Origin of the sequence: Synechococcus sp. CBW1002 (assembly GCF_015840915.1) — a bacterium.
Taxonomy (GTDB): Bacteria; Cyanobacteriota; Cyanobacteriia; order PCC-6307; family Cyanobiaceae; genus CBW1002.
This window is the reverse complement of sequence record NZ_CP060398.1, coordinates 3,287,343-3,312,981: the sequence shown is the minus strand read 5'-3', so window position 1 is coordinate 3,312,981 and position 25,639 is coordinate 3,287,343. Positions and strand designations below refer to the sequence as shown.

Here is a 25,639-nt window from a genome sequence, read left to right as displayed (position 1 = left end):
CCTGAGAGCTGCTGGATCAGATCAGCGGAGGGAGCTGCTTGCGGCGGTTGCCGTAGAGGAGGGCGTGGAGCTCAGGGTCCTGCATGTAGCGCAGCACCCGTGCGGGATAGTCCAGCTTGCCGTTGTGCAGGTAGGCCAGGGTGGCGAGAGCCTTGGCTTCGTGGGGGGAGCGGCTCGCGATCGGCGGGAGGGGAGTGGTCAGTTCCAGTTCCTTCTGGAGGCGCTCGAACTTGCCCACTAAGAGGGTCACGTTCTGCTCCGGGTCCAGCAACGCATCGCGAGCCGCCTCCAATTGCTCCGGTGTCGCATCGGCAGGGAGCAGGCCCTGGTGCACCATCTCCCCTAATCCAAGCTGGGCTGGGCCGAGAGTGCTGAACAGGCCGGAATGGGCTGCGATCGGGTGGCTTTCGCCTGGCTTGGCGTGCTGCATCTCATCGAACAGCACGGCAGCCACGAGCATCGGATTGACGCGGCGGCGCAGGGACTCACTCAGGATCACCGGCCGCAGCTCCTCCAGGCGGGTGAGGGTGTGGGAGCGGAGCGGTTCGAGCTGGTCGAGGCCTTCGGTGAGCAATTGGGCCAGGCGTGGCTGAGGTCCATGGACCCCGAAGCGCTTCTGCAACTCCCGCAGTTCCTCGGGGGTGAAATCGATCGGATTGACCCGCTGGCCCTCAGTGACTGAGCCGACAGCAGCGCGACTGTCGCCGCTGATGGTGCTGCTCTGATCCGGAGCGTTGATCAGGGATTCCAGGGGGTGTTGCGCTTCGCCAACACCACCCAAGGCGGTGGCGAGCAGCACTGTGGCGGCTGCAAGCTCACGTCGACGCTTCCGACCAGGTCGTCCGGTGGCGGGAGACGTGGAATGTTCTGCGGTGCCTGGCCCTGAGCAGAGCGAAGGAGCACCTGAGACTTCTCCGGAGACACGATGGTGCAGGAAACGCAGCACGAAGGGGGAGAGTCCTGAAGGGGAACTGGGAGTCTTTGAGAGAAAGTTTAAAGAGATTCGGCCCCATCTCTGAGCAGGAGTGTGCGGTTGCGGTTCTTCTCGCCCCCCCGATACCGTCGATTTGATCACCGCAGGCGGTTCCAGGCCCCATGTCCCAGCTTCCCGCGTTCAACGGCCACGATCCGGCGACCCAGTGGGACCGCTTCTGCGCCCTCCTCTGGCACGACGAGGCCCTTGGCTTCTGGCTGGATGTGAGCCGCATGGCGCTCGATCAGCCCGGCCTTGACGCTCTTCGTCCACGCTTTGCCCAGGCCTTTGAGGCGATGGCGGCCCTGGAGGCCGGAGCCATCGCCAACCCCGACGAACAGCGCATGGTGGGGCACTACTGGCTGCGGGCACCGCAGCTGGCCCCCGATGCCGAGAGCGGCGCCCACATCGCCAGCGAAGTGGACCAGATCGAGACCTTTGGACGCCGCATCCTCGCCGGTGAGCTGCTCGCCCCCTGCGGTCGGCCCTTCACGGATGTGCTCTGGATCGGCATCGGCGGTTCGGGGCTGGGGCCGCTGCTGATCATCCGCGCCCTTCAGGAGCAGGAGGCGGGCCTGCCCTTCCACTTCTTCGACAACGTCGATCCCCAGGGGATGAGCCGCACCCTGCGGGCCCTGGAGGAGCGGCTGACCACCACCCTGGTGATCGTCGTCAGCAAGTCCGGCGGAACGCCGGAACCGAGGCTGGGCATGCAGCAGGCCCGCGCCCGCCTCGAGAGCCGCGGCGGCACCTGGGCCGCCCAGGCCGTGGCCGTGACCATGCAGGGCAGCCAGCTCGACCGCCTCGCCGAGCAGGAGGGCTGGCTGCAGCGCTTCGACATGTTCGACTGGGTCGGCGGGCGGACCAGCATCACCAGCGCTGTGGGTCTGCTGCCCGGGGCCCTGGCGGGAGCAGACATCCGCTCCTTTCTCGGCGGTGCCGCAGCGATGGATGAAGCCACACGGGTGGCCACCCTTGAGCAGAATCCCGCTGCCCTGATGGCCGCGTCCTGGTATCAGGCCGGGGAGGGCCATGGCGCCCGCGACATGGTGGTGCTCCCCTACCGGGATCGCCTCGAGGTGTTCAGCCGCTATCTGCAGCAGCTGGTGATGGAGTCGCTCGGCAAGCAGCGCGATCGCGCCGGCCAGATCGTCAACCAGGGCATTGCCGTCTACGGCAACAAGGGCTCCACCGATCAGCACGCCTATGTGCAGCAGCTCCGCGATGGGGTCGACAACTTCTTCGTCACCTTCATCGAAGCCCTCGATGACCCCGCCGACATCGAACCGGTGCAGGGAGATCGGCCCGGTGATTTTCTCGAGGGCTTCCTGCAGGGCACCCGCTCAGCCCTGATGGATGGGGGCCGGCAATCGATGGCCATCACCCTGCGCCGCTTCGATGCCCGGGCCCTCGGTGCCCTGATCGCCCTGTTCGAGCGGACCGTTGGCCTCTACGCCGAACTGGTCAACATCAATGCCTACGACCAGCCCGGTGTCGAAGCGGGAAAGAAGGCGGCTGCCGTGATTCTGTCGCTGCAGGAGCAGTTGGAACGCGCCCTGGCCGATGGCCAGCCCCGCTCCCTGGCGGCCCTGCAGGAGGAGCTGGGATCAGACAGTCCCGAACCCATCTTCTGGATCCTGCGTCATCTGTGCGGCAACGACCGGGGCTATCAGGCGGATGGGAACTGGGGCGAGCCGGCCTCCCTGGTGTTCCGTCGCGCCTGAGCCTCAGGGCACCAGGTTCACCAGCTTGCCCGGCACCACGATCACCCGACGCGGTGCCTGACCCTGGAGCCACCTGGCGGCGATGTCGCTGGCCAGGGCCAAGCGTTCCAGGGTGGCGGCATCGGCATCCGCCGGCACCTCCAGGTTGCCGCGCACCTTGCCCTTGACCTGGATCACCAGGGGAATGGTGCTGCGCACCAGGGCTGAGGCGTCGGCAGTCGGCCAGGGCTGGGCGTGGATGCTGGTGGTGGCCAGGTCATCGCTGTCGCATCGGCCGCCGAGTTTCAGCCAGAGCTCCTCGGCCAGATGCGGCGCGAACGGCGCCAGCAGCAGCACCAGGGTGCGCAGGGCTTCGGCGGCGAAGGCGTCGCCACTGGCCGCCAGATGGCTGGCCATGGCATTGCTGAGCTTCATCAGCTCCGACACGGCCGTGTTGCACTGCAGCTCCTCGCCGGTCAGGTCATCAGTCACGGCGGCGATGGCGGTATGCACCGCCCGGCGCAGCTCCCGTTCGTCGTCCAGGAGGCCAGGGCTGCCCCCTGCCGCCGCGATCGCCTCTGCCACCAGCTCCGCGTTGCCGGCCCCAGCGGCCAGGCTCAGACCTCGCTCCGCGGCGGCATCCACCAGGCGCCAGATCCGCTGCAGGAAGCGATACTGACCCTCCACATCGGCGTCGTCCCATTCAAGATCCTTCTCGGGTGGCGCCTTGAAGAGGATGAACATCCGCGCTGTGTCGGCCCCATAGCGGTCGATCACCACGGCCGGATCAACACCATTGTATTTCGACTTCGACATCTTCTCGTAGAAGACCTCCAGAACCTCGCCGGAGATCGGGTCGCGCGGATCGGTGGGGTCAGCCACATCCGCCGGCGCGATGTACTTGCCGCTGTGGGGATTCTTGTAGGTGATCCCCTGCACCATGCCTTGGGTGAGGAGGCGTTTGAAGGGCTCATCGAAGCCCAGCAGACCGCGATCACGCAGCACCTTGGTGAAGAAGCGGGAGTAGAGCAGATGCAGGATGGCGTGTTCGATGCCACCCACGTACTGATCCACAGGCAACCAGGCATCCACCGCCTCGCGGCTGAAGGGAACCTGCGTGTTGCCGGCGTCGCTGTAGCGGAGGAAATACCACGAGGAACACATGAAGGTGTCCATGGTGTCGGTCTCGCGGCGGGCGGGTTTGCCGCAGCAGGGGCAGTCCACCGTCACCCAGTGCTCCAGCTGGGCCAGGGGCGAGCCGCCCCTGCCGGCCAGCGCTATGCCCTGGGGCAGCTCCACCGGAAGCTGCTCGGCTGGCACCGGCACCACACCGCAGGTTTCGCAGTGGATCACCGGAATCGGACAGCCCCAGTAGCGCTGACGCGAGATCAGCCAATCGCGCAGGCGGAACTGCACCTTGCCCGTGCCCCATCCCTGTTGCTCCGCCGCCGCAGTGATGGCCTGTTTGGCCTCGCGGCTCGGCATCCCATCGAACGGGCCGGAATGGATCAGCACCCCCGATTCGGTCCAGGCGCCTCCCTCGAAGGCGTGCTCATCGCTGCCTTCGGGAATGATCACCTGCCGCACCGGTAGTTCGTATTGGCGCGCAAAGACGAAGTCCCGATGGTCGTGGGCGGGCACGCCCATCACGGCGCCGGTGCCGTACTCCGCCAGCACGTAGTCGGCGATCCAGAGGGGGATCAGGCCCCCCGTGGCGGGGTTGCGCACCATGGCACCGATCGGCACGCCCCGTTTGGGCTTGTCTTCGGCGGTGCGCTCCTGTTCGCTCTGGCGGCTCACCAGATCGCAGAAGGCTTCCACGTGGATCGCCTGCTCCGCAGTGGTGAGCTGGGCCACCAGGGGATGCTCCGGCGCCAGTACCACATAGCTGGCGCCGTAGATCGTGTCCGGCCGGGTCGTGAACACGGTGATCCGTTCACCGCTGGGCTCTCCCCTGGCGTCCACGACCTCGAAGCTGAGTTCAGCTCCGGTGCTGCGGCCGATCCAGTTGGCCTGCATGGTTCGGACCCGCTCCGGCCAACCCTGCAGCGTGTCGAGGTCGTCCAGCAGCTGGTCGGCGTAGGCGGTGATCTTCAGGAACCACTGGCGCAGCTTGCGCTTCTCCACAAGGGCGCCGGAGCGCCAGGAGCGGCCTTCACCGTCCACCTGTTCGTTGGCCAGCACCGTCTGGTCGATCGGGTCCCAGTTCACGGTGGCGTCCTTCTGGTACGCCAGACCGGCGTCGATGAACTGCAGGAACAGCCACTGGGTCCAGCGGTAGTAATCGGCGTGGCAGGTGGCCACCTCGCGCTCCCAGTCGATCGAGAGGCCCAGCTGGTTGAGCTGGGCGCGCATCGAGGCGATGTTCTGGTCGGTCCAGGTGCCGGGCTCCACGCCCCGCTCGATGGCGGCGTTCTCGGCCGGCAGGCCGAAGGCGTCCCAGCCCATCGGATGCAGCACCGCCTTGCCCCGCATCCGGGCCGCCCGGGCGATCACATCGGTGATCACGTAATTGCGCACATGCCCCATGTGCAGATTCCCTGAGGGATAGGGGAACATCGACAGGGCGTAGAAATTCTCACCGTTGCCTGGCTCCGGCGTGCGGTGCAGCTGGTGGCGATCCCACAGCTCCTGCCAGCGCGTTTCGAGGGCCTGCGGCTGGTAACGGGAGGAATCGGTCACGGCGGGATCGGTCACGGCGCGGGCCCGGCCGTGGAAGACGGGCCGCAGGGCAGCCTGTGATCGTGCCACAGGCCTGCTGGCTCAGCCTGGTGGTCCCTGCTGATCCCGTGGGTCAGCCGAGGGCGCGGAGCATGCTGATGGAGCGGCGGTTGATCAGCATCAGTGGCCGGCCGTCCTCGTGCTGCAGCCCGATGTATTCGAGGTCCTGCCAGAGGATGACGCCCTCCAGTTCGCTGCCGCTCTGGATCAGCACGCTGACGGGCTTGTGTTCCCGGATCATGTCCTGAATGTGGCGGATGCCCGGCTGGGTGGTGTCGAGAATCGGTCCGCGGCGGTCGGTGTACGGGTTGTCCATGGCGGGCGCACGGGCTGTTCGGCTGCCGGGCTGGTGGGGCGCCCTTCCTAGGATCACCCTCAGCTCCTGTCGCGCACCATCGTGCTCCAGTTCAGCAAGTACCAAGGCCTGGGCAACGATTTCCTGATGCTCGACGGGCGCAACGCCCCCGAGGAGGACGACAGCCTGGGCCTCACCTCCGAGCTGGTGCGCCGTCTCTGCGATCGGCGCTTCGGTGTGGGCGGCGACGGGGTGATCCTGGCCCTGCCTCCGGGCCAGGGGGGAGAGCTGCGGATGCGGATCTTCAACGCCGACGGCACCGAACCGGAGATGTGTGGCAACGGCATCCGCTGTCTGGCCCGCTTCCTGGCGGACAGCGATGGTGATCAACCGGGCCGCCAGTGGCAGATCGAGACCCTGGCGGGCCGGATCGTGCCGGAGCTTCAGGAGGACGGCACGATCCGGGTGGACATGGGCAGGCCCCTGCTCGACCCCGAGGCGGTCCCGACCACCCTGCCCGTGGGCGAGGCCGGCATCCCCCAGGGGGATCTGGAGGCAGCTGGTTACACCTTTTCGGTCGGCGCTGCCGGCATGGGCAATCCCCATGTGGTGATCCCGGTCACCGATGTGGCGCTGGTGGAGCTGGACAGCTTCGGCGCGGCGCTGGAGGTGCATCCGGCCTTCCCCGCCCGCACCAACGTGCACTTCGTGCAAGTGCTCTCCCCCACCCATCTGGTGATGCGGGTGTGGGAGCGCGGCGCAGGGCCCACCCTGGCCTGCGGCACCGGTGCCTGCGCCACCCTGGTGGTCTGCCACCGGCTTGGCCTCAGTGAACGTCGCGCCCGGCTCGATCTGCCCGGCGGCCCCCTGGAGATCGACTGGGATGAGGCCACGGGCCACCTGTTCATGACCGGCCCGGCCGAGGCCGTCTTCGACGGCGTGGTGGCTCCGGCCCTGCTGGATCTTGAGCAGCACGAGCCGGGCCAGCAGGGTGCTGTCGAACCGGCCCCAGCCCCCCGTGCGGACTCCGCTGCACTCAAGGATTCTGCTACGGATCAAGATCCAGAGGTTGCTGCCTCCAACCCGGCCTCTGCCCTGCCCGAAATCAACTGTGCGGTGGCCTGCGTGAACGGCTGTGTGCGGCCGGATGCCTGCCCCAGCGCCGAGGCCCGCGCCCGCGTGGCAGCCCTGCTGGAAAGCCGCTCCCTCGACGACCTGGTCGCGATCGCCACCAATTCCCTGGACGACCGCACCCGGGCCCGAATCGAAGCGAATGGTCCCCTTGGCGGCTGAGGTCTACCTCGATGCCTGTGCCACCAGTCCGCCGGCTCCGGCGGTGCTGGCGGCTATGGCGGACGCTGCCGCGGAGGCCTGGGCCAATCCCTCCAGCCTGCATGGGTATGGCCTGGCGGCGGCCGAGCGACTGGAGCGCAGCCGGATCTCAATCGCCACCCATCTGGGGGTGGAGCCCGATCGACTGGTGTTCGTCTCCGGCGGCAGTGAGGCCAACCATGCGGCCCTGCTCGGCATGGCGGCTCGGATGCAGCCAGGTCGGCTGCTGATCTCCGCAGTGGAGCACCCGGCATTGGCGGCGGCGGCGGCCGGTCTCCAGGCCCGTGGCTGGCAGGTGCGGGCCCTGCCGGTTGATCGGCGTGGGGTGGTGCGCCTGGATCGCTTTGAAGAGCTGCTACAGGCCCCGACCCGGCTGGTCTCGATGATCTGGGGCCAGAGCGAGGTGGGGGCGCTGCAGCCGATCGAGGCGATCGGCGCCCGTTGCCGAGCGGCTGGAGTGCCGTTCCACACCGATGCGGTGCAGGTGGTGGGCCACCGCAGCGTCAATCTGGGCCGCCTGCCGGTCGACCTGCTCAGCCTCACCGCCCACAAACTGCAGGGGCCGCGCGGGATCGGTGCTCTGGTCCTGGCGCCAGGGGTGGAGATCGATCCCTTGATCGGCGGCGGCGGCCAGGAGGGGGGACGCCGTGGCGGTACTGAGTCGGTTGCCCTCGCCGCCGGCTTCGCCGCCGCACTCGATCTGGCGGCCGCGCGGCTGTACGGCCATGGAGGACTCGACCCGCTTCTCCCCCTGCGCGACCGTTTGCTGGAGACACTCCTGGGTCTGGAGGGGGTGCGCCTCAGCGGACCCGATCCCGCCGATCCCGATGGACGCCTGCCCCACCACATCAGTCTCCTGGTTTCCGATGCCGCTGGCCGCCCGCTGGCGGGCCGGGATCTGGTGCGGGCGCTGTGGCGCCACGGCTATGCGGTGAGCAGTGGTTCGGCTTGCAGCAGTTCCGCACGCGGAAGTTCTGTGCGCAGCAGCTCTGCCAGCACCGCAGGTCCCGGCGGGGATCCTCAGCGGCTGCGCCCGGATGCCAGCCCCGTACTGCTGGCCATGGGGTACAGCCCTGAGGAGGCGGCCAGCGGCCTGCGTCTCAGTCTCGGCCCGTGGCTGTGCGAGGCGGATCTGGAAGGATTTCCGGCGGCATTGCAGCAGGCCCTTGCCGACCTCGCAGCGGTTTCAGCCGGCGGTGACGGTCGGGATGGGTAGGGTCGCGCCGATCTCGCCCCTTGCCGATGCTTCCCGCCGATCTGCGCGCCGCCGAGTCGCAGGCCCTCGAGGCGCTGAAGGCCGCGTTCCTCGCCGACCCCAAGGGCCGCTGGACCGTGGAGTGGCGTTTTGAAGGGTTGCGGGTGCTGCCTGTGGTGCTGCGGCTGGCCGCAGCGTTGCTGGAGACGGGCCAGGAGCTGCGGCTGCTGTTCAGCGATGCCGGTGCCACTGCTCTGGCGAAGCGGGATGCTCCTGAGCTCGCCGGTTGCATCGCCAGTTTCAGCGACCAGATCCGCCGTCAGAGCGAGGCCTCGGGCAACGAGCTGCTGCTGCTGGTGGGCGCCAGCCAGGCGGACTATGAGCTGGTGGAGCAGGTCTGCGGTGGCCATCGCGGCGCCGTGGTGCTGGTGAACGGGTCCCTGGAGGATGCGGCGGTGGGGATCGGCAGCGTCGCCCGGGAGCGGCGGCGGGGCTTCCTGGCGGGCTGGCAGAGCGCCTACGCGCTGCTTCCCCAGGCGGAGGCAGCCCTGAAGCGGGCCTATCCCGGCCCATGGGAGCTCTACCGCCTCGATCCCGATGGCTACCGCCTCTGCACGACGTTCGAGCAGAAGCCTGATGCCGAGCAGCAGGCTATGGCCCTGGCCGGAGAGGAGGGCCTTGATCTGGGCGGACAGATGCGGGTGCTGGATCAGTTCATCGAAGGCCTGCGCAACTGAGGGGCGACAGGTCTCTATCTCGGAAGTCAGCACCCCCGCTTTCGCGTTGGGGCTTGAGGGCCATGGTTGCCCTCCTTACACTTCCCCCAAAGAAGGAGGCCCATGGCTGATTCCCCCGCATCCCGACCCCGCGGCTGGAGCCTGGTGGATGCAGGTGCAGCCGTTGCCGTGCTGCTGGCCGCCGCTGGCGTGATCTGGAGCCCCAAGTTGAGCAGTGCCGTGGCGAAGGCCACCGGTGATCTGCGGCCCGTCAAAGTCGTGGTGGACGTCAGGGGTGTCCCTGTGGCTGACCCCGGCGCCCTGATCTCCGCCATCGAGACGGAGCGCAAGGTAGCGATCGTGATTCGTAACCAGCCTCATGGCACCGTGGCGATCCAGAAGCTGATCCCACTTCAGAGCCGCCTCGTGGCATTGCAGCCGAATGGCTCGGTGGTCACGGCGATTGATCCCAACCAGGCCGTCTTCGGCCGTTTTGATGCCCGGTTTGTGCTGGAGGGACAGGGCCGCAGGAGTGAGGGTGGGGTGGTCTTCGGCAACCAGAACCTCAAGATCGGGGCTCCGGTGGAGCTGGAGGGCAAGCAATACAGGGTGCAGGGTGTCGTTACCGGCCTCCAGGTCGGGGAGGGTTGAGATGCGTTCCTATCTCCTGTCCAAGCTGCACTGGGTTCAGCAGTCCTCCCGGCGCCACAGCCTGTCGCACCGGTCTGCTCTGGCCCTGACGGCCTTCAGTCTGCTGGCCACGCCGCTCAGCGCCTTTGCCCAGCAGCGCCCGGCGGTCCTGGCCTCGCCGCCTCCGGTGGCTCTGCAACCGGCCCTGCCGCTGACCCTGCCCGCCACGCCGCAGCCGGTGGGTCTGCCGCGACTTCAGGCCCAGGTGAGTTGCCCTGCACTGCAACAACGACTTCTGGCCGTCATCGGTGCTGAGCGATCGGTGTGGAGCGTGTCCGTGGCGGATGCCAGTGGCCGTCTGCTGGCGGATGTGAACGGCACTCTTCCCCGTATTCCGGCCTCCAACCAGAAGCTGGTCAGCACGGCTTTCGCCCTTGATCGACTCGGTCCGGATTATCACCTCAGCACCCGCCTGTGGCGTCTGCCCGATGGCACCCTGCGCCTCACCGGCGAGGGTGATCCCGACCTGGCGGTGCCGCAGCTTCAGCGCTTCGCCAAGCTGGCTCTCGGTGCTGGTGGTGGACCTGGTGTCGCGCCTGGGCTGGTCACCCTGCAACTGGCCGAGGAACCGGCCCAGGCCTGGTGGCCCAAGGGTTGGCATCCGGCCGATCGGGCCTACGCCTATGGCGCTCCGATCACGCGCCTTGCGGTCACCAGCAACGCCATTCACGATGCTGTGGCCAACCCGCCGGCCCGTCTTCAGGCGCTGTTGCAGAAACTGATGGTTCAGCAGGGAGGCAAGGCTCGACTGGCCGTGGTGTCAGCCACCACACCCCTGCCAGCCGATGCGGTGCTGCTGCATGAGGAGGCCTCGCTGCCGATGTACGGGCTGCTCAGCCTGGCCAACACCGAGAGCCACAATTTCACGGCCGAGGTGCTGCTGCGCCAGGCCAGCGGCACCTGGGATCTTGATCAGGCCCGTCAGGCGGCCACCCTTTGGCTCACCGAGCAGGGCCTGCCGACCGAGGGGTTGCGGGTCGTGGATGGCAGTGGTCTGGACCGGGCCAATCGCCTCACCAGCCGGATGCTTGCAGCCCTGCTGCTGCGCATGGATCAGCACCCCTATGGCCGTCAGTACGTGGCCTCGATGGCGATCGCAGGCCAACGCGGAACCCTGCGCAATCTCTATGTGGGCACCCCGCTGCAGGGCCATTTCCACGGCAAGACCGGCACGATCAGCGGGGTGCGCTCGATCAGTGGCGTGCTCGATTCTGCGGATGGCACCCGCTACGTGAGTGCGATCTCCAATGGTGCGGCAGCTCCGAACACCACCATCGGTCAGGTGCTGCGCCAAGCTCAGACAGCTGGACTGTGCCCAGCGGTCTAGTCCGGCTGGGAGGGGGTGGCGGAGGGGGCTTCAGCCCCTGCCGCCGGCCACCTGCCGCAGCCGACCGGCGGCCCGGCGGGCCCTGCTGACCGATCCGCCAGAGCCCTCAGGACCCTCCGCTGGAGCGGGCGCAGAGGCAGCTGGCCGGCTGGAGGTGACGGACTCCTCCGTCTGCATCCGCACCAGCTCCCGGCGGCCGGCCAGCACGACCTGGCTGAGGTCCTTGAGGCGGCCTTCCAGTTCCCCGAGCACCTGCTCGGCATAGCGATTGGCCCCCTCCTGCACCGAGGCAGCTTCCTGACGGCTGCGGGTGATCAGTTGCTCACACTGCTGCTGGGTCTGTTGGCGGAACTGCAGAGCGTCGTTCTGCAGCCGTTCGGCTTCCGCCTGGCTTTCCCGCTGGATCCGCAGGCCTTCCTGGCGAATGCCTTCCAGTTCCTGCAGGCTCTGCTGACGGGACCGTTCGTGCTGTTCGACCAGCTGGCGGTTGCGTTCTGCCGCTTCCTGCTCCATCTGCTGGCGTCGGCCCTGGGCTTCCTGCTCGAGGTGCTGGCGCCTGGCTGCGAACTGCTGTTCCATCCCGGCGAGACGCCCCTGGTGCTCCTGTTCTGCCTGGGCAACCTGCTGGCGGGCTTGCAGCAGCACCTGCTCGCACTGCTGGCGGGCCTGTTCGCGCATCTCGGCGCTCTGCCGTTCGGCTTCCTGTCGTACGGACGCGTTCTGGATCAGCTGTTCCCGCTCCCGTCGCGCCTGGTTGACGATCTCCTCGGCCTGCTGGCGTGCCTTCTCGATGAAGCTCTCCCGCTGACGGATCAGCTCGTCCGCCTGTTCGATCTGGCTCGGCAGAGCGTCACGCAACGCATCCATGAGCTCGATGGCGTCCTGCTCGTTGACCAGCCGCCCGCCGCTGAAGGGGATGCGGCTGCCATCCAGAATGAGCTCCTCAAGCTGCTCCAGCTGATCGAGCACGGTGATGCGCAACTCGGACATCTCAGGCTGTCGTGGATGTCCGATTAAAGAGCCTGGCCAGATCTTCCGCCACTCCCGCCGGCACCATGTGACGCACATCCCCGCCGAAGCGGGCAACCTCCTTCACCACCGAACTGCTCAGGAAGCTGTGGTGCACTGCAGTGGCCAGGAACAGGGTTTCCACCGCCGGCGCCAGGCTCTTGTTGGTGTGGGCGATCTGCAGTTCGAACTCAAAGTCGCTCAGGGCCCGCAGCCCCCGCAGGATCACGGCGGTGCCGCACTGGCGGGCGAAGTCGACGGTGAGCCCGTCGAAGCTGCCCACCTCCACACCGGCGAGGTGAGCAGTGGCGGCCTGGATCTGCTCCAGGCGTTGTTCCAGAGTGAAGGCGGGGCGCTTGCCCGGGTTCTGCAGCACCGCCACCATCACGCCGTCGAACAGGCCGGCGGATCGCTCGATCAGGTCGAGGTGGCCCAGGGTGAGGGGATCGAAGCTGCCGGGGTAGAGGGCGCGCATCGCTCGGTTCCTGCTGGCGGCCAGCCTATGGGCTGCTTCACCTGCGGATGGCTTTCTAGAGTCAGGACAGCCGCGGGCGTCCGCGCCCTCCCCTGCCATGTCCGACCAGCCCGGCCTGAACGCCGAAGCCAAGAAGGTGCTCCTGCGCAAGATCCCCCATGGGGTGTTCATCTGCGGCGTGGCCGAAGGCGAGGAGGTGAATGGCTTCACCGCCAGCTGGGTCACCCAGGGATCGTTCGAGCCGCCGCTGGTGGTGATGGCCGTGCGGGCCGATTCCACCAGCAACGGCATCATCCAGCGCACCAGACGGTTTTCCTTGAACGTGCTGAGCTCCGATCAGAAGGATCTGGCGGCCGTGTTCTTCAAGCCCCAGAAGGCCATGGGTGGCCGCTTTGATGCGGCACCCTTCAGTCTTGGCCCCCTCGGCCTGCCGATCCTCAACGACGCCCTGGGCGGCGTGGAGTGTGAGCTGGTGGGGCAGGTGGCCCACGGCGATCACACCGTCTTCGTGGGTGAGGTGAAGAGCGCTGTGCTGCACCGCGATGCCAGTGCCCTGGAGCTGAGCAGCACCGGCTGGCAGTACGGCGGCTGATCCCACGCAGCACCCGGTGGTTTGCCCCGTGGCTGAGTCCCTCCCCGAGCCCGCCGGGGCCACCCAGCGCCCCCTGATCCAACAGCCTGAGCGTCTGCGGGCCCGCCTCAAGGCGGTCCCTGCGGAGCCGGGTTGCTATCTGATGCGCGACGCCGACGATCGCATCCTCTACATCGGCAAGGCGAAGCTGCTGCGCAACCGGGTACGCAGTTACTTTCAGGCCTCCCAGGGGCACAGCCCCCGCATCGGCCTGATGGTGCGGCAGGTGTGTGAGATCGAGTTCATCGTCACCGACAGCGAAGCGGAGGCGCTGGCGCTGGAGTCGAACCTGATCAAGCAGAACCAGCCGCACTTCAACGTGCTGCTCAAGGACGACAAGAAGTATCCCTATCTCTGCATCACCTGGAGTGAGGCTTATCCGCGGTTGTTCATCACCCGCCGCCGCCGCCTCCGCAGCCCGCTGGATCGTTTCTACGGGCCCTATGTGGATGTGGGACTGCTGCGCCGCACCCTGGGCCTCGTCAAGCGGGTGTTTCCACTGCGGCAACGGCCCCAGCCACTGCATCGGGATCGCACCTGCCTGAACTTTGATATCGGCCGCTGCCCTGGTGTCTGCCAGGAGAAGATCAGCTCGGACGATTATCACCACATCCTGCGCAAGGTGGCGATGATTTTTCAGGGACGCAATGATGAGCTCCTGGAGTTGCTGCAGGTCCAGATGGAGCGCTATGCCGAGCGGCTCGATTTCGAGGCGGCAGCTCGGGTACGAGACCAGCTGCAGGGTCTGGCCAACCTCACCGCCGATCAGAAGATGAGCCTGGGGGACAGTTCCGTCTCCCGCGATGTGCTGGCCCTGGCGGTGAATGACCGGCTGGCGGCGGTGCAGCTGTTCCAGATGCGTGCCGGCAAGCTGGTGGGTCGACTCGGTTTCACCGCCGATGCGGTGGCCCTTCCCGCTGCGGAGGAAGGAGCTGGCGGGGAGTTGCCAGCCGCGCTGGAGCGGCAGCAGGCCCTGGGCCGGATCCTGCAGCGGGTGATCGAGGAGCACTACAGCCAGGTGGAACCAGTGGAGATTCCGCCGGAGCTGCTGCTGCAATACCCCCTGCCTCAGCAGAGCCTGATTGAGGACTGGCTGGCGGAGCGGCGCGGCCGCCGGGTGAAGCTGGTGGTACCGCAGCGGCAGCAGAAGGCCGAGCTGATCGAGCTGGTGGTTCGCAATGCCGGCTATGAACTGGAGCGGGCCCAGCGCAGCATTGAACAGAACACGCTGGCGACGGAAGATCTGGCCCAGCTGCTCGATCTGACCCATCCACCCCGCCGCATCGAGGGCTATGACATCAGCCACATCCAGGGCAGCGATGCGGTGGCGTCGCAGGTGGTGTTTCTCGATGGCCTGCCAGCCAAGCAGCACTACCGCAAGTACAAGATCCAGAGCAGTTCGATCCGCTCCGGCCACTCCGACGACTTCATGGCCATGGCCGAGATCATGCGTCGCCGCTTCCGCCGCTGGGCCCAGGCCAAGGCCGAGGGGGCGGATCTGCGTGAGCTGCGGCGGGCGGCCGATTCGGCGCTGCACACCGGCGGGCTCAATGACTGGCCGGATGTGGTGATGATCGACGGCGGCAAGGGGCAGCTCTCGGCGGTGATGGAGGCCCTGCGGGAGTTGAATCTCGACGAGGACCTGGTGGTCTGCTCCCTGGCCAAGCAGCGGGAGGAGGTCTTCCTGCCCGGTGCCCGGGAGCCGCTCGAAAGCGAGCCCGAGCAGCTGGGTGTCCAGCTGCTGCGTCGCCTGCGCGATGAGGCCCACCGTTTCGCTGTGAGCTTCCACCGGCAGCAGAGGGGGGAGCGAATGAAACGCTCCCGCCTCTCCGATATTCCGGGTCTGGGGCCCAAGCGCGTCAAGGAGCTGCTGGCTCACTTCCGTTCGATCGATGCCATTCAGCTGGCCAGTGCCGAGCGGATTGCCGAGGCTCCGGGGGTGGGGCCGGCCCTGGCGCAGCAGATCTGGGCCTATTTCCACCCGGATGCGGATGCTGACACCCCCGACATCAACAGCGACACCGACACCGACACGGCACCAGCATCGGATCCGGATCCACGCCTCACCGATTCCGCTCCTGACTGCGGCAGCCAGGAGAATGGAACCCCTCTGGAGCTCGCCGGTTGAGGCACATCGCTGGCCTGCTGCTGAGCCTTCTGACGGTGGCACTTCCCCTGCTGCTCCTGCCTCTGCCTGTCCCGCTGGCCCTGGCACCCCAGGCTCTGATGCCGCAGGCCCTGGCGGAGCCGGGCCTGTGCATCGGACCGGTCTGCGCAGATCAGATCACCCGCAGTGCCAAGCACCATTTCCAGCTGCGCCTGCGGGTGAGCGATCAGCAGGGGCACCACGAGCGGTTGGTGGTGGATTGCCGTGATGGGCGCCTCAGCCCGGCGACCGGACCGGTGGAGCGGGGCTATGTGGCGGCGGTGACCCGGCGCGCCTGCCGTCTCAGCGGTGAGCCGATTGGCTGACCTCGCGCCCAGGCTGGGGGTATGGGTGCTGATCGATCAGCTCAGCGCCGATCAGGCCGCCCTGGCCAGCACCGGGCCGGGGCAGGCGCGGGTGCTGTTGGTCGAGAGCGCCGCGGGACTCCGCCGCCGGGCGTCTCATTGCCAGAAGCTGGTGCTGCAGTGGAGCGCCCAGCGGCACTTCGCCATCGCGCTGCGGCAGGTGGGCTGGGAGGTGGATCACCGTGAGGCGGCCAGCTCCGGTGAGGCGGTGCGGGGCTGGATCGCCGAGCACCGGATCGAGGAACTGCGTCTGATGGAGCCGGCGGATCGGGAGTTTCGCCAGGACATCGATGCCCTGCGGCTCCCGGTGCGCCTGGTGTGGCTGCCCAGCAACGCCTTCCTCTGGAGCCGGGAGGCGTTCTCGGCGTGGGCCGGGCGCCAGAAGCAGTGGCGCCTGGAATTCTTCTACCGCGAGGGGCGCCGCCGTTTCGGCGTGCTGCTGGAGGGGGAGGGCAAGATGGCCCGTCCCCTGGGTGGCCAGTGGAACTTCGATGCCGACAACCGCAAGGCACCGCCGCGGGGGCTGGAGGGTCCGGCACCGTTGGTCTTTGCCCCGGATGCGATCACCGAGGCGGTGATCGAGCGGGTGGAGCGGCTGCAGGAGCAGCGGCGCGCGGAAGGGCTGCCGCCACTGCCGGGCAGTCCCCGTCCCTTCGGCTGGGCGGTGAGCCGGCAGCAGGCCCTGGCAGTGCTGGAACACTTCATTGCCACCCGCCTCGATGGCTTCGGGCCGTATCAGGACGCCATGGTGCAGGGGCAGCCCACCCTCTGGCATGCGCTGATCTCGCCCTATCTGAACCTGGGGCTGCTCCATCCGCTGGAGGTGATCCGCCGGCTGGAGACGGCGGGCCTGGAGCGGGGGACGCCCCTGGCGGGGCTGGAGGGGGTGATCCGCCAGATCCTCGGCTGGCGCGAGTACACCCATGGCCTCTACCACTGGTTCGGTGAGGCCTATGCCACCAGCAATCACTTCGGCCACCAGCGACCCTTGCCGGCGTTCTTCGAGGAGCTGGGCGGCAGCGGCATGGCCTGCCTCGACACGGTGCTGGCGGAGGTGAAGGCCACCGGTTACGCGCACCACATCCAGCGGCTGATGGTGCTGGCGAACTACGGCCTGATCGCCGGCCTCGATCCCCAGGCCCTCACCGCCTGGTTCCATCGCATGTTCATCGACGGCCACGACTGGGTGATGCAGACCAATGTGCTGGGGATGGCCCTGTTCGCCGATGGCGGGCGCCTGGCGAGCAAGCCCTATGCCGCCAGCGGCAACTACATCCGCCGCATGAGCAACTACTGCCAGGGCTGCCGCTACGACCCCCGCCAGCGCAGCGGCCCGCAGGCCTGCCCGCTCAATGCCCACTACTGGGATTTCCTCGCCCGCCACCAGCACGACCTGAGCCGCAACGGCCGCATGACGCTCGTGCTGCGCCAACTGGAGAAGATCCCTGCGGAGGAACTGACGGAGATCCGGGCGACGGCGGAGCTGCACAGTGACGGCTGGCCTCTTGGCGATCAGAGTCGCGGTCGGGGCTGAAAGCCACCCCTCCCGAGACCGCGAGATGCCACATCTGCCGGGATCCAGATCGCTGGAGCGGCAGGTGAGCTGGATTGCGCCGCCCGGCCTCAGCCTGGAGTTGGAATGGCCGTAGGGCCTGCGGCAGCGGATCGTGTTCCACGCCGTGCCCACCAATCCCCAGGACACGCGAGTCAGCCGCTTCTACGTCCGCAACGACACCGAAAAGCAGGTGTCGGCTGCTGCCATGGTGCGGTTCGAGCGGGGCCTGATCGATCAGGACCGGGCGATTCTCACCGCCGTGGCCGCCGTGCTCGAGCCCTGGCCGACAGGAGAGCATCTGATCGAAGCCGACCAGCCGATCGCCCTGATGCGCCAGCGACTGATGGATCTGCTTCAGTTGCGCTGAACCAGCAGATCGCGGGGGGTGTGGTTTGTGGCCGACGGCGATCGGGCTGGCGGTGATCGCCTCCAGGTAGCGGAAGAAGCGATACAGCGGCGGGTCATTGACGTTGGCATGACCAACCGGAATGCGGCCGCCACCCAGCAGCTCTGCCTGGCCTTCGATGAAGGGGCGGCCCTCGTCGTTGTTGTGATTGGAGAGATCCCGCAGTGCCCTGAGCGCAGCGTGGTGGTGTGCCGCGATCGTCGGGCACGAACAGCACCGCCAGATGCAACCCATCATCCAGTTTGTTGAGCCACAGATTGGGGGCGCCTCCCACCTGACAACGACAACGTCATCCTATGGAGGAAGGCGTTACCTATCGAACGAACGCTTCAATGGGTGAGCCATGGTTCAACCCCTGCTGAAAGGGAGGATTGGATCGGCTGAAACTAGCGGATTCAAGAGCTTGGATCTCTCAAATGAGAAACAGCACTAAATGGGAGGGATTTCGGAAATATGGATCTTAAGGAGAATGGATCTGAAAAGAGGAGTGAGTTCTAAGGATACCTTTTCTTGGGCGATCAGCTGTCAAGAGCGTCTAACCTTCATTGTATGGCTGCTGTCGACAAGGATGACCATTGCTGATAACTGCTGTTGAACTGCCTTGCCCGTTAACCAGGCATGCAATGGCGAAGAATGCGGCCATTGAGGATGTTTTGGATCAATCCCTGGCGAGGTTTTTTGCTGTGATCAGCAAGCGATGTCTGAATCGAATGATCGGGGAACTGAGGTGGTCTGGCTTTTCTGGACAGGCCCCATCGTTAACCTCTGAGGCGGGGTACCGCCCCTGAAAGGGGCTCCCACCGATGAGCAAGCGCCGCACCCACAGCCCCGAGTTCAAGGCCAGGGTCGCCATGGAGGCGATCAGTGGCCGCAAGACGATCCAGGAGATCGCCGCCGACCACGCCATCCACCCGATCCAGGTGAGCCAGTGGAAGCGGCAGCTCCTGGACGGTGCCAGCGAGCTCTTCACCCGAGGCAAGAAGACCAAGGACAAGGAGGAGGGGCAGGCCAAGGAGGCGGAGCTGTTCCAGCAGATCGGACGGCTGCAGATGGAGCTGGAGTGGCTCAAAAAAAAGTCTCAACTGCTCTGATGCCCGTGAACTGCGCAAGCTGGTCGATCACGACCACCCCGAGCTCAGCATCAGCAGGCAGTGTGCGCTGCTGGGGCTGCCTCGATCCACGCTGTACTACCGGCCGACACCGGTCCGTGTATCGACGCTGCGGATCATGGCCAGGATCGATGCTCTCTACCTGGAGGATCCCTGCAGCGGCAGCCGCCGGATGGTGGACTATCTGGCCCAAGATGGTATCCCGATCAGCCGAGATCGAGTGCGAAACCTCATGCGGCGCATGGGATTACGGGCGATCTACCAGAAGCCCCGGACGACGGTTCCAGGTGATCCGTCCGTGCGGTTCCCCTGCCTGGTGGACCTCACGCAGGTCACGTCGGTGGATCAGGTCTGGGCGACCGACATCACCTACATCCCTCTGCAGAAAGGGTTCCTCTATCTGGTGGCGATCATGGATCTCCATTCCAGGCATGTGCTCAGCTGGAGGCTCTCCAACAGCCTTGACACGAAGTTCTGTCTGGAGGCCCTGGAGATGGCCTTGGGAGGCGGCCGTAGGCCAGAGATCTTCCACTCCGATCAAGGCTGTCAGTTCACGTCCGCTGACTTTGTGGCCAGACTCAAAGGGGAGCGGATCCAGATCAGCTGGTCCGGCAGAAAGCGGTGCTACGACAACATCCTTGTTGAACGGCTGTGGAGGACTGTCAAGTACGAGGAGGTCTACCTACGGGCATACAGCGATGGCTGGGACGCTGAAATCAGCCTGGCCCGCTTCCTGTGGCGGTATTGCCATGTAAGACCTCACAGTTCCCTTGGAGGCAAAACTCCCCACGCGGTCTACACTGAGGCCGAACCATGTTCCACCCGTCCTGGGTTAACGATGTCAGGGGCCGGAACTGTCCAATAAAAGGCACCCACCTCAAACAAACAGTGCACCCCTCCAATCCGTTCAGCGTTCAGGCCCATCCAGTCCAGGCTTGTCATCCACTGATGGGGGGGCAATGCTTGCGGTGTGGGCATCGGATGGATCGGACAGGCCCACGCCATCAAAGAGGTGGCGGCCGGGCGCCTCCGGGGAGGGATCGAACCAATACTGTTCCACCAGCGTCAGGAAAGCCTCGCGCGGCAGCAGGCCTGCCGGCAAACCCAGGCCGGCGAGCATTGCATCGAGGTTGGCGGCGATGCTGCCGGTGGGATGGCCGTAGGCGGAGGCGAAGGCCGCCAGGTCGTCGAGGCAGAGCATGCCATAGCCATCGAGGTCGAGCACGTCGAAAAAACCACCGGCGGACCGGGCGATGAACCGCCGTGCACCATCCGGATCGGCCTGGAAGGCAGCGAACACCCGCGCGTGGGAGGCCACGAACTCCACCTGAGTCACCAGTCCGTCATGGTCGCTGTCTCGACGCGCGTTTTCGTGCCTGTAGGTGTCGAGAAGAAGCTGCAGCAGATTCGGGAAGGGAGTCCTCCGACCCTGCCAGCGCTGAGCGAGCTGAGCAGCCACCGGCTCGAAATCGCCGCGCAGGGTGTGGCGTCCGTCGCCATCGCGGTCGTAGAAGGCAAACAGGCGGAGATAGCGGTGGATCAGCTGGACCGGCAGATGCCCTGCCGGGGCCTGGGGCGCCGGGCGCTCAGGTCGTTCAGAGCCGTTCACCATCCATGGGACCGGGGGAATCAGCTGACGCTACCGGCACTGATGGCACCCATGGGGCCTGGCACGCCCCTGACATTGCATCGGGAACCAGGGCAACGTTCCCCTGGCGGTGGCCAGTGCGATCAACACCGCAGGATGCCCGCCCTGGCCAGGACCGATGATGCCTGACTCAGCCAGTCTTCCTTTCAATATGTATGTCCTGCCGACTGGCCCCAGCGGTACCGGATATCCATGGATGGTCGTTCAGCGGATTCCGATGCGTTCCCGGCTCGTCCCCGTCCTGGGTGCCCTCGTGCTGCTGGCCGGTCTGATGCCGCCTGCCGCCCAGTCCCGCCCCGCGACGGGCGAACTGAGGGCCGTGGTCTTCGATGCCGTTCTGCCGTTCATCGAGAAACGGGGCGACAGCTATGAGGGTCTCGCCGTTGATGTGCTGAGCGCCGTGAAAGACGAGGCGGGGGCCACAAGCCTTCACTTCATTCCGGTGGCCAGCATCGATCAGGGGTTCGACGCCATCACCACCGGCAAGGCCGACATTGCCTGCGGCGTGGCCTTCACCTGGCCCCGAACCCGGCAGGCGCTCTTCACCCTTCCCTTCGCCATTGGTGGCACCCGCCTGCTGGCACCCGCCGGTGTCGATGGCACACCTGACTCCCTGAGCGGCAGAACCGTGGGGGTGGTGGACAACTCCGCCGCCGCCCAGGTGATCGCCAGTGTGGTGCCTGCGGCCAAGCTCAGGGGATTCAAGACTCCGGCAGAGGCCCTGGCCGCTTTGAATGACAACACGGTGGACATCCTGGCAGGTTCAAGCCTCTGGCTGGCCGCCAACAGGGGGTCTGGCAACAAGAAGCTAGTGCCCGACTACCCCTATGCCCGAACCGGCATCGGTTGCATCGTGGCGCAGAACAATCCTGGCTTGCTGACCGCCGGCAACCTGGCCATCGCCCAGATGATGCAGGCCTATGTGGACGGCGACAGCGGTTCCCGTGAGATGGTGAATCGCTGGGTGGGACCGGGCAGCGCCATCAAACTCTCCGAAGAGCAGATCAGCGACTTTTACGCGTTGATCCTGACTTCCACGGCGGAGATCTCCACCACCGTGAAGCCGCCGGACCAACAGGGTGCCGAGTGATGCTCCCGTTCTGATTCCTCCCCTCTGAGTGCCATCACCGTCCGCACCCTTCTGTCCTGATGAAACGCTCCCTGATTGCCTTCCAGGTTCTGCTGGCCTGCAGTGCCGCTCTCTGCCAGAGCGCCGAAGCCTCGCTTGTCTACGGCCAGCCGGATCCTGCCAACAGTCTCGACAGCCGCATTGAGACCGTCAGAAATGGCGACTGGAGCAATCTGCTGCGACCCACTGCCGTCGAGAGCGAGCAGATTGCCAAGAGCAAGTGGGGGAACGGCGGTGGTCACGCCTTCAAGAACACCCGTGGCAGCGGCAAGTGGAGCAATGGCAAGGGCGGCGCCAAGTGGAGCAACAGCCGCCCCACCTGGAGCAATGGGTCCTACCGCGGCGGCTGGGGGAATGGGGGCAGCTCCGCCTGGCGCAACGGGGGCGGTGATGCCTGGCGCAATGGGTCTGGTCGTACGTTCATCAACTGGTGAGCCGAGCCTCTTCTGCCGGGCCTGATCTCAGCCGCTTCGGCCCTATCGGCCTGGTGGTGGTGCAGTCGACCTCGTTATGCAACCTCGACTGCTCCTACTGCTATCTGCCGGATCGCCAGAAGAAGCGGGACTTCGACCTCAGCCTGCTGCCGCTGCTGATGCAGCGCATTCTGGAGAGCCCCTATTGCGGACCGGAGCTTGCCCTGGTGTGGCATGCCGGCGAGCCGCTCACTCTGCCCTGCAGCTGGTACGACGAAGCGACCGCGATCATCCGCCGGTCGTTGCTGGAGTGGCAGGCGGAGGAGATCGACTTCACGCAGCATGTTCAGACCAACGCCACCCTGATCAACGACGGCTGGTGTGAGTGCTTCCGTCGCAACAGAATCGTGGTGGGCATCAGTGTGGATGGCCCCGAGGACATTCATGACGCCAACCGCCGTTTCCGCAACGGCCTCGGGTCCCATGGCCTGGCAATGAAGGGGATCGAGGCCCTGCATCGCCATGACCTGCCCTTCCACTGCATCTCCGTGATCACGGCGGAAGCGATGGAGCAACCGGAGCGGATCTACCGCTTCTTCCGCGACAACGGCATCAGCGCCGTGGGGTTCAACGTGGAGGAACAGGAAGGGATTCACACCAGCTCCTCGATGCAGGGGCAGGAACGGGAAGAGCAATACCGGCACTTCCTGCGAACGTTCTGGGATCTGAGTGAGCAGGACGGCTTTCCCGTCATCCTGCGGGAATTTGATCAGGTGATCGGGCTGATCCAGGATCAACGCCGCATGCAGCAGAACGAACTCAATCGGCCCTTCTCGATCCTGAGTGTCGATGCCCTTGGGAATTTCTCCACCTTTGATCCCGAGCTGCTCTCGGTGGCCAGCGACACCTATGGCAGTTTCAACCTCGGCAATCTGCGAGAGATGTCCCTGGTGGAATCCACCACCACCGACCGCTTCCACCGCCTCTGGGGAGACATGACGGCAGGTGTGGCGAACTGCCACCAGAGCTGTGAGACTTTCGGCTTCTGCGGCGGTGGGAACGGCAGCAACAAGTTCTGGGAGCACGGCAGCCTGCGGGCGAGTGAGACCCACGCCTGCCGCTTCGGCACCAAGATTCCGGTCCAGGTTCTGCTGGAGCGCTTCGAGCAAGGGCCGCCCCTGCAGCCCTCTCCTGGTGAGCCAAGCGGCGCCTGAGTGCACCATGCCCCTGCACTGGCTCTTTCCTACCCCTGTCCTGCAGGAGGATCTCCAGCCGGATGCTGCCACCGCAGCGGCCATGGAGGCTTTCCTTGCCCAGTTGGACCGGACCGTGTATCAGCACGAACGATTCTCCAGCCGCAACAATCTCACCGGTGATGTGCTGGCGGAGCTCGGGATGGATCAACTGCACCGCCTGGGCGAATTCCAGTGGCTCAACCGCCAGCTGGCCCACTATGCCGGCCTGTTTCTGGAGAAACTGATTGGCCCCGATCACGGACTGGAGCTGCACATCCAGAAGGCCTGGTCGGTGATCTGTCCGTCCCAGGGAGGTGAACTGGATGCCCACACCCATCCCAATGCCCAGCTCAGTGCCGTGTTCTACGTCCGAATGGAGCCCGACAATCCCACCGGACAACTGGAATTCCAGGCTCCGGAGACCTATTTCAGCCACAGCATGACGCTGCCCTATGCGGCGGCTGCCGTCAGTGGGGGAGTGTTTGCTGCGCAGACCCATCGGTTGCTGATCTTCCCTTCCGATCTGCGCCATCGCGTCACCCCCTATGAAGGTCGCAGCAGCCGGTATTCGGTGTCCTATGACTTGGCGCTGACCACGCCGCCGGGAGCAGGGCGCGAGATGCAGGTGCCCCATCCCCTCGATTGGGTTCCCCTGTCTCTGGTTTGACCAGCCGCTGTGGGTCGCTCCATATCGGGAATGCGCGAAGCCAGACCATGGAAAGCCATTCAGATGGAAAGCCATTGAGTCAGTGCCTTCGGACCCGTGTTCTTCTTCTTCTTCAGCCTGAAGACAGGCTCCTGCTGCAGTCTGAAGACAGGCATCTGATCGTTCCAGAACCCCTCTGGCCCCGCAGCCAAACAGCATCATCAGGACGCATCATCGAGACGGTGGCATCCTGTTCGTGTCCCATGCATGGGACGAAATCAGCGAGGAAGCACCGATGCCCTATCGAAGCTGACGCCTCCATGGGCAGAGACACTCCTCCGCTGTCCATCCCTGGGTACGCAGGGCTGGGACTGACGACATCAGGTCCAGGGCGCAGGCCTCGATCTGAAACCCCAGCAAGAAGCAAGGGTTCGTGCCAATGCCGCCTCGACAATGCCGGGTTGCCAGGGCGCCGCTTCCTGCCTTGCCGGCAACCGGCACCCCATCCGAACATCCCGAACCCCCGGCCCTAGCCTGTATCGACCCGACCGCCCTGCCGCATGCCCCTGGCCTTCGCCTGGCCGCCCGAGGCCTATCTGTGGTTCAAGACCCTCCACATCGTGGGGGTGGTGGTGTGGTTCGCCGGGCTCTTTTACCTGGTGCGACTGTTCATCTACCACCGCGAGGCTGAGGAGCTCGAACCCAGCCTGCGCTCTGCCTTCCAGCAGCAATACGCCTTGATGGAGCGGCGTCTGGCCAACATCATCACCACCCCCGGCATGGTGGTGGCGGTGGTCTGCGCAGCCGGCCTGCTCAGCGTGAATCCCGCCTGGCTGCACCAGGGTTGGATGCACGCCAAGCTCGCCTTTGTGGCGGCGCTGCTCGCGTACCACGCCTTCTGTTATCGGCTGATGGGCCAGTTGCAGCAGGGCAACTGCGGCTGGAGCCCGAAGCAGCTGCGGGCCCTCAATGAGCTGCCCACCCTTCTGCTGGTGGTGGTGGTGATGCTGGTGGTGTTCAAGAACCAGTTCCCTACCGGCGCCGCCACCTGGTTCATCGTGGCCCTGGTGGTGTTCATGGCCGCCTCGATTCAGTTCTATGCCCGCTGGCGTCGTCTGCGGGCCGAACGGCTGGCGGCGGCCGACTCGCTGGTGGGCTGACGGTATGCGCTGCCAGCCTGGCCTCGAACCCCGCGTTCTTCCTGCCGCGTCGAGATCGCGGCCCCGCTGCTGATGGTGACGTCGTTCCCCCAGCTGCGTGGCGAGGCGGCCAACCACCCTCTGGCCAGGGTGCTCCGAACAGTCTCGGCAGACAGCTGCCCGGGTCGGCTCAATTTCCATTGCCACACCACCTGCAGCGACGGCAGCCTGCATCCCCGCGAGCTGGCCCGCCAGGCCGCTGCGATCGGTCTGGAACATTTCGCGGTGACGGATCACCACTCCATGGCGGCCTGTCCGCAGGTGCAGGCGGCCCTGAATGAACTGGCGTCTGAAGGGGTGACCGTTCCCACCCTCTGGAGTGGTGTCGAAATCAGCTGCCTGCTGGAGGGTTGTCTGGTGCATGTGCTGGCCCTGGGCTTCAACCCTGACCATCCCGCCCTGGCGATCTACCTGCGCGGCGAGGCGGTGGTGGGACCGGCGCTTCGCTCCGAGGCCGTGGTGGCGGCCATCCGCGCCGCTGGAGGCCTGGCCTTGCTGGCCCATCCGGCCCGCTATCGCCTGAGCCACCAGCGTCTGCTGACGGCCGCCGCCGCCCAGGGGTTTGACGGGGCCGAAGCCTGGTACGACTACGCCATGCAGGGTTGCTGGGCGCCGACACCGCTGGTGTGCGAAGCAATCGCCGGCGCTCTGGCTGAACGTGGCCTTTTGCAGAGTTGTGGTACCGATACCCATGGGTTGGAGCTGCGGGGCCGCTAGGCTCA

The 25,639-nt window shown here is 66.1% G+C and carries 25 protein-coding genes; 19 read left to right on the top strand and 6 right to left on the bottom strand.

Features of this window, described 5'->3' with window-relative positions; translation table 11 throughout:
• Positions 1-16 precede the first annotated feature (16 nt).
• Positions 17-799 carry a helicase DnaB gene (locus H8F24_RS16355; RefSeq protein ID WP_370594764.1) on the bottom strand — a complete coding sequence of 261 codons (783 nt, stop codon included), beginning with the start codon at positions 797-799 and terminating at the stop codon, positions 17-19.
• A 296-nt stretch (positions 800-1,095) separates the two neighbouring features.
• Between H8F24_RS16355 and H8F24_RS16350 the strand changes: the two genes are divergently transcribed.
• A complete protein-coding gene (locus H8F24_RS16350) occupies positions 1,096-2,697 on the top strand; it encodes a glucose-6-phosphate isomerase (protein WP_197170265.1) in 1,602 nt (533 codons plus the stop codon).
• Between the two features lie 3 nt (positions 2,698-2,700).
• On the opposite strand, the gene leuS is transcribed toward H8F24_RS16350, so the two are convergent.
• Positions 2,701-5,406, bottom strand: a complete 2,706-nt coding sequence (gene leuS / locus H8F24_RS16345) for a leucine--tRNA ligase (protein WP_370594837.1) — start codon at positions 5,404-5,406, stop codon at positions 2,701-2,703.
• A gap of 64 nt (positions 5,407-5,470) precedes the next feature.
• The gene (locus H8F24_RS16340; protein WP_197155852.1) at positions 5,471-5,713 is read right to left on the bottom strand and encodes a hypothetical protein; all 243 of its coding nucleotides are present in this window, start codon (positions 5,711-5,713) and stop codon (positions 5,471-5,473) included.
• 81 nt (positions 5,714-5,794) lie between these two features.
• On the opposite strand from H8F24_RS16340, the gene dapF reads away from it, so the two are divergent.
• From dapF to dacB, 5 genes are all read left to right on the top strand, one after another.
• Positions 5,795-6,985, top strand: a complete 1,191-nt coding sequence (gene dapF / locus H8F24_RS16335) for a diaminopimelate epimerase (protein ID WP_197170264.1) — start codon at positions 5,795-5,797, stop codon at positions 6,983-6,985.
• Positions 6,966-8,240, top strand: coding sequence for a cysteine desulfurase family protein (locus H8F24_RS16330; RefSeq protein ID WP_197170263.1), 1,275 nt, complete (start codon positions 6,966-6,968; stop codon positions 8,238-8,240). Before dapF ends, H8F24_RS16330 begins: the two co-directional genes overlap by 20 nt.
• Positions 8,241-8,266: 26 nt before the next feature.
• Positions 8,267-8,956 carry a DUF1995 family protein gene (locus H8F24_RS16325; RefSeq protein WP_197170262.1) on the top strand — a complete coding sequence of 230 codons (690 nt, stop codon included), beginning with the start codon at positions 8,267-8,269 and terminating at the stop codon, positions 8,954-8,956.
• 102 nt (positions 8,957-9,058) lie between these two features.
• Positions 9,059-9,586 carry a DUF4330 domain-containing protein gene (locus H8F24_RS16320; RefSeq protein WP_197170261.1) on the top strand — a complete coding sequence of 176 codons (528 nt, stop codon included), beginning with the start codon at positions 9,059-9,061 and terminating at the stop codon, positions 9,584-9,586.
• A gap of 1 nt (position 9,587) precedes the next feature.
• Entirely contained in the window at positions 9,588-10,952 is a 1,365-nt protein-coding gene (gene dacB, locus H8F24_RS16315) for a D-alanyl-D-alanine carboxypeptidase/D-alanyl-D-alanine-endopeptidase (protein ID WP_197170260.1), read from the top strand.
• Positions 10,953-10,982: 30 nt separating this feature from the next.
• On the opposite strand, the gene H8F24_RS16310 is transcribed toward dacB, so the two are convergent.
• Together H8F24_RS16310 and coaD are read right to left on the bottom strand one after the other, a co-directional pair.
• Complete coding sequence (locus H8F24_RS16310; protein WP_197170259.1) at positions 10,983-11,942, bottom strand: hypothetical protein; 960 nt, start codon at positions 11,940-11,942, stop codon at positions 10,983-10,985.
• Position 11,943: 1 nt separating this feature from the next.
• Entirely contained in the window at positions 11,944-12,435 is a 492-nt protein-coding gene (gene coaD, locus H8F24_RS16305; RefSeq protein WP_197170258.1) for a pantetheine-phosphate adenylyltransferase, read from the bottom strand.
• Positions 12,436-12,532: 97 nt separating this feature from the next.
• Here coaD and H8F24_RS16300 point away from each other — a divergent pair, with 97 nt between their 5' ends.
• From H8F24_RS16300 to H8F24_RS16275, 7 genes are all read left to right on the top strand, one after another.
• The gene (locus H8F24_RS16300; RefSeq protein ID WP_197170257.1) at positions 12,533-13,027 is read left to right on the top strand and encodes a flavin reductase family protein; all 495 of its coding nucleotides are present in this window, start codon (positions 12,533-12,535) and stop codon (positions 13,025-13,027) included.
• A gap of 28 nt (positions 13,028-13,055) precedes the next feature.
• Entirely contained in the window at positions 13,056-15,194 is a 2,139-nt protein-coding gene (uvrC, locus tag H8F24_RS16295) for an excinuclease ABC subunit UvrC (protein WP_197170256.1), read from the top strand.
• Positions 15,195-15,292: 98 nt separating this feature from the next.
• The gene (locus H8F24_RS16290; RefSeq protein WP_197172467.1) at positions 15,293-15,538 is read left to right on the top strand and encodes a hypothetical protein; all 246 of its coding nucleotides are present in this window, start codon (positions 15,293-15,295) and stop codon (positions 15,536-15,538) included.
• Positions 15,531-17,111 (top strand): cryptochrome/photolyase family protein, encoded by a 1,581-nt coding sequence (locus H8F24_RS16285; RefSeq protein ID WP_231597913.1) that lies wholly within the window; start codon positions 15,531-15,533, stop codon positions 17,109-17,111. The genes H8F24_RS16290 and H8F24_RS16285 overlap by 8 nt, the downstream gene beginning before the upstream one ends.
• A gap of 133 nt (positions 17,112-17,244) precedes the next feature.
• Positions 17,245-17,499 (top strand): hypothetical protein, encoded by a 255-nt coding sequence (locus H8F24_RS16280; RefSeq protein WP_197170255.1) that lies wholly within the window; start codon positions 17,245-17,247, stop codon positions 17,497-17,499.
• Positions 17,500-18,341: 842 nt separating this feature from the next.
• On the top strand, positions 18,342-18,629 hold the full coding sequence (locus H8F24_RS19710; protein ID WP_231597691.1) for a transposase: 288 nt from the start codon (positions 18,342-18,344) through the stop codon (positions 18,627-18,629).
• Between the two features lie 10 nt (positions 18,630-18,639).
• Positions 18,640-19,512, top strand: a complete 873-nt coding sequence (locus tag H8F24_RS16275) for an IS3 family transposase (RefSeq protein ID WP_231598222.1) — start codon at positions 18,640-18,642, stop codon at positions 19,510-19,512.
• A gap of 42 nt (positions 19,513-19,554) precedes the next feature.
• Here the strand turns inward: H8F24_RS16275 and H8F24_RS16270 are convergent, their stop codons facing one another.
• Positions 19,555-20,259, bottom strand: a complete 705-nt coding sequence (locus tag H8F24_RS16270) for an EF-hand domain-containing protein (RefSeq protein ID WP_197170254.1) — start codon at positions 20,257-20,259, stop codon at positions 19,555-19,557.
• Positions 20,260-20,512: 253 nt separating this feature from the next.
• Between H8F24_RS16270 and grrP the strand changes: the two genes are divergently transcribed.
• From grrP to H8F24_RS16240, 6 genes are all read left to right on the top strand, one after another.
• The gene (gene grrP / locus H8F24_RS16265) at positions 20,513-21,385 is read left to right on the top strand and encodes an extracellular substrate binding-like orphan protein GrrP (protein ID WP_197170253.1); all 873 of its coding nucleotides are present in this window, start codon (positions 20,513-20,515) and stop codon (positions 21,383-21,385) included.
• Between the two features lie 59 nt (positions 21,386-21,444).
• Positions 21,445-21,858 carry a GrrA/OscA1 family cyclophane-containing rSAM-modified RiPP gene (gene grrA / locus H8F24_RS16260; protein WP_197170252.1) on the top strand — a complete coding sequence of 138 codons (414 nt, stop codon included), beginning with the start codon at positions 21,445-21,447 and terminating at the stop codon, positions 21,856-21,858.
• Complete coding sequence (gene grrM, locus H8F24_RS16255; protein WP_370594763.1) at positions 21,855-23,051, top strand: cyclophane-forming radical SAM/SPASM peptide maturase GrrM/OscB; 1,197 nt, start codon at positions 21,855-21,857, stop codon at positions 23,049-23,051. The genes grrA and grrM overlap by 4 nt, the downstream gene beginning before the upstream one ends.
• Before the next feature lie 7 nt (positions 23,052-23,058).
• Complete coding sequence (locus H8F24_RS16250; RefSeq protein WP_197170251.1) at positions 23,059-23,739, top strand: TIGR02466 family protein; 681 nt, start codon at positions 23,059-23,061, stop codon at positions 23,737-23,739.
• A 539-nt stretch (positions 23,740-24,278) separates the two neighbouring features.
• Entirely contained in the window at positions 24,279-24,878 is a 600-nt protein-coding gene (gene hemJ / locus H8F24_RS16245) for a protoporphyrinogen oxidase HemJ (RefSeq protein ID WP_197170250.1), read from the top strand.
• A 72-nt stretch (positions 24,879-24,950) separates the two neighbouring features.
• Positions 24,951-25,634, top strand: a complete 684-nt coding sequence (locus tag H8F24_RS16240; protein ID WP_197170249.1) for a PHP domain-containing protein — start codon at positions 24,951-24,953, stop codon at positions 25,632-25,634.
• Positions 25,635-25,639: the final 5 nt, after the last annotated feature.

Coding starts and splice junctions, on each gene's coding strand:
- H8F24_RS16320 (WP_197170261.1), top strand. CDS start 9,059: ATGGCTGATTCCCCCGCATCCCGACCCCGCGGCTGGAGCCTGGTGGAT.
- H8F24_RS16290 (WP_197172467.1), top strand. CDS start 15,293: ATGCCGCAGGCCCTGGCGGAGCCGGGCCTGTGCATCGGACCGGTCTGC.
- H8F24_RS16270 (WP_197170254.1), bottom strand. CDS start 20,259: ATGGTGAACGGCTCTGAACGACCTGAGCGCCCGGCGCCCCAGGCCCCG.
- H8F24_RS16330 (WP_197170263.1), top strand. CDS start 6,966: ATGGTCCCCTTGGCGGCTGAGGTCTACCTCGATGCCTGTGCCACCAGT.
- grrP (WP_197170253.1), top strand. CDS start 20,513: ATGCGTTCCCGGCTCGTCCCCGTCCTGGGTGCCCTCGTGCTGCTGGCC.
- grrA (WP_197170252.1), top strand. CDS start 21,445: ATGAAACGCTCCCTGATTGCCTTCCAGGTTCTGCTGGCCTGCAGTGCC.
- H8F24_RS16325 (WP_197170262.1), top strand. CDS start 8,267: ATGCTTCCCGCCGATCTGCGCGCCGCCGAGTCGCAGGCCCTCGAGGCG.
- H8F24_RS16310 (WP_197170259.1), bottom strand. CDS start 11,942: ATGTCCGAGTTGCGCATCACCGTGCTCGATCAGCTGGAGCAGCTTGAG.
- H8F24_RS16240 (WP_197170249.1), top strand. CDS start 24,951: ATGGTGACGTCGTTCCCCCAGCTGCGTGGCGAGGCGGCCAACCACCCT.
- H8F24_RS16340 (WP_197155852.1), bottom strand. CDS start 5,713: ATGGACAACCCGTACACCGACCGCCGCGGACCGATTCTCGACACCACC.
- H8F24_RS16300 (WP_197170257.1), top strand. CDS start 12,533: ATGTCCGACCAGCCCGGCCTGAACGCCGAAGCCAAGAAGGTGCTCCTG.
- hemJ (WP_197170250.1), top strand. CDS start 24,279: ATGCCCCTGGCCTTCGCCTGGCCGCCCGAGGCCTATCTGTGGTTCAAG.
- H8F24_RS16250 (WP_197170251.1), top strand. CDS start 23,059: ATGCCCCTGCACTGGCTCTTTCCTACCCCTGTCCTGCAGGAGGATCTC.
- H8F24_RS19710 (WP_231597691.1), top strand. CDS start 18,342: ATGAGCAAGCGCCGCACCCACAGCCCCGAGTTCAAGGCCAGGGTCGCC.
- H8F24_RS16350 (WP_197170265.1), top strand. CDS start 1,096: ATGTCCCAGCTTCCCGCGTTCAACGGCCACGATCCGGCGACCCAGTGG.
- dacB (WP_197170260.1), top strand. CDS start 9,588: ATGCGTTCCTATCTCCTGTCCAAGCTGCACTGGGTTCAGCAGTCCTCC.
- coaD (WP_197170258.1), bottom strand. CDS start 12,435: ATGCGCGCCCTCTACCCCGGCAGCTTCGATCCCCTCACCCTGGGCCAC.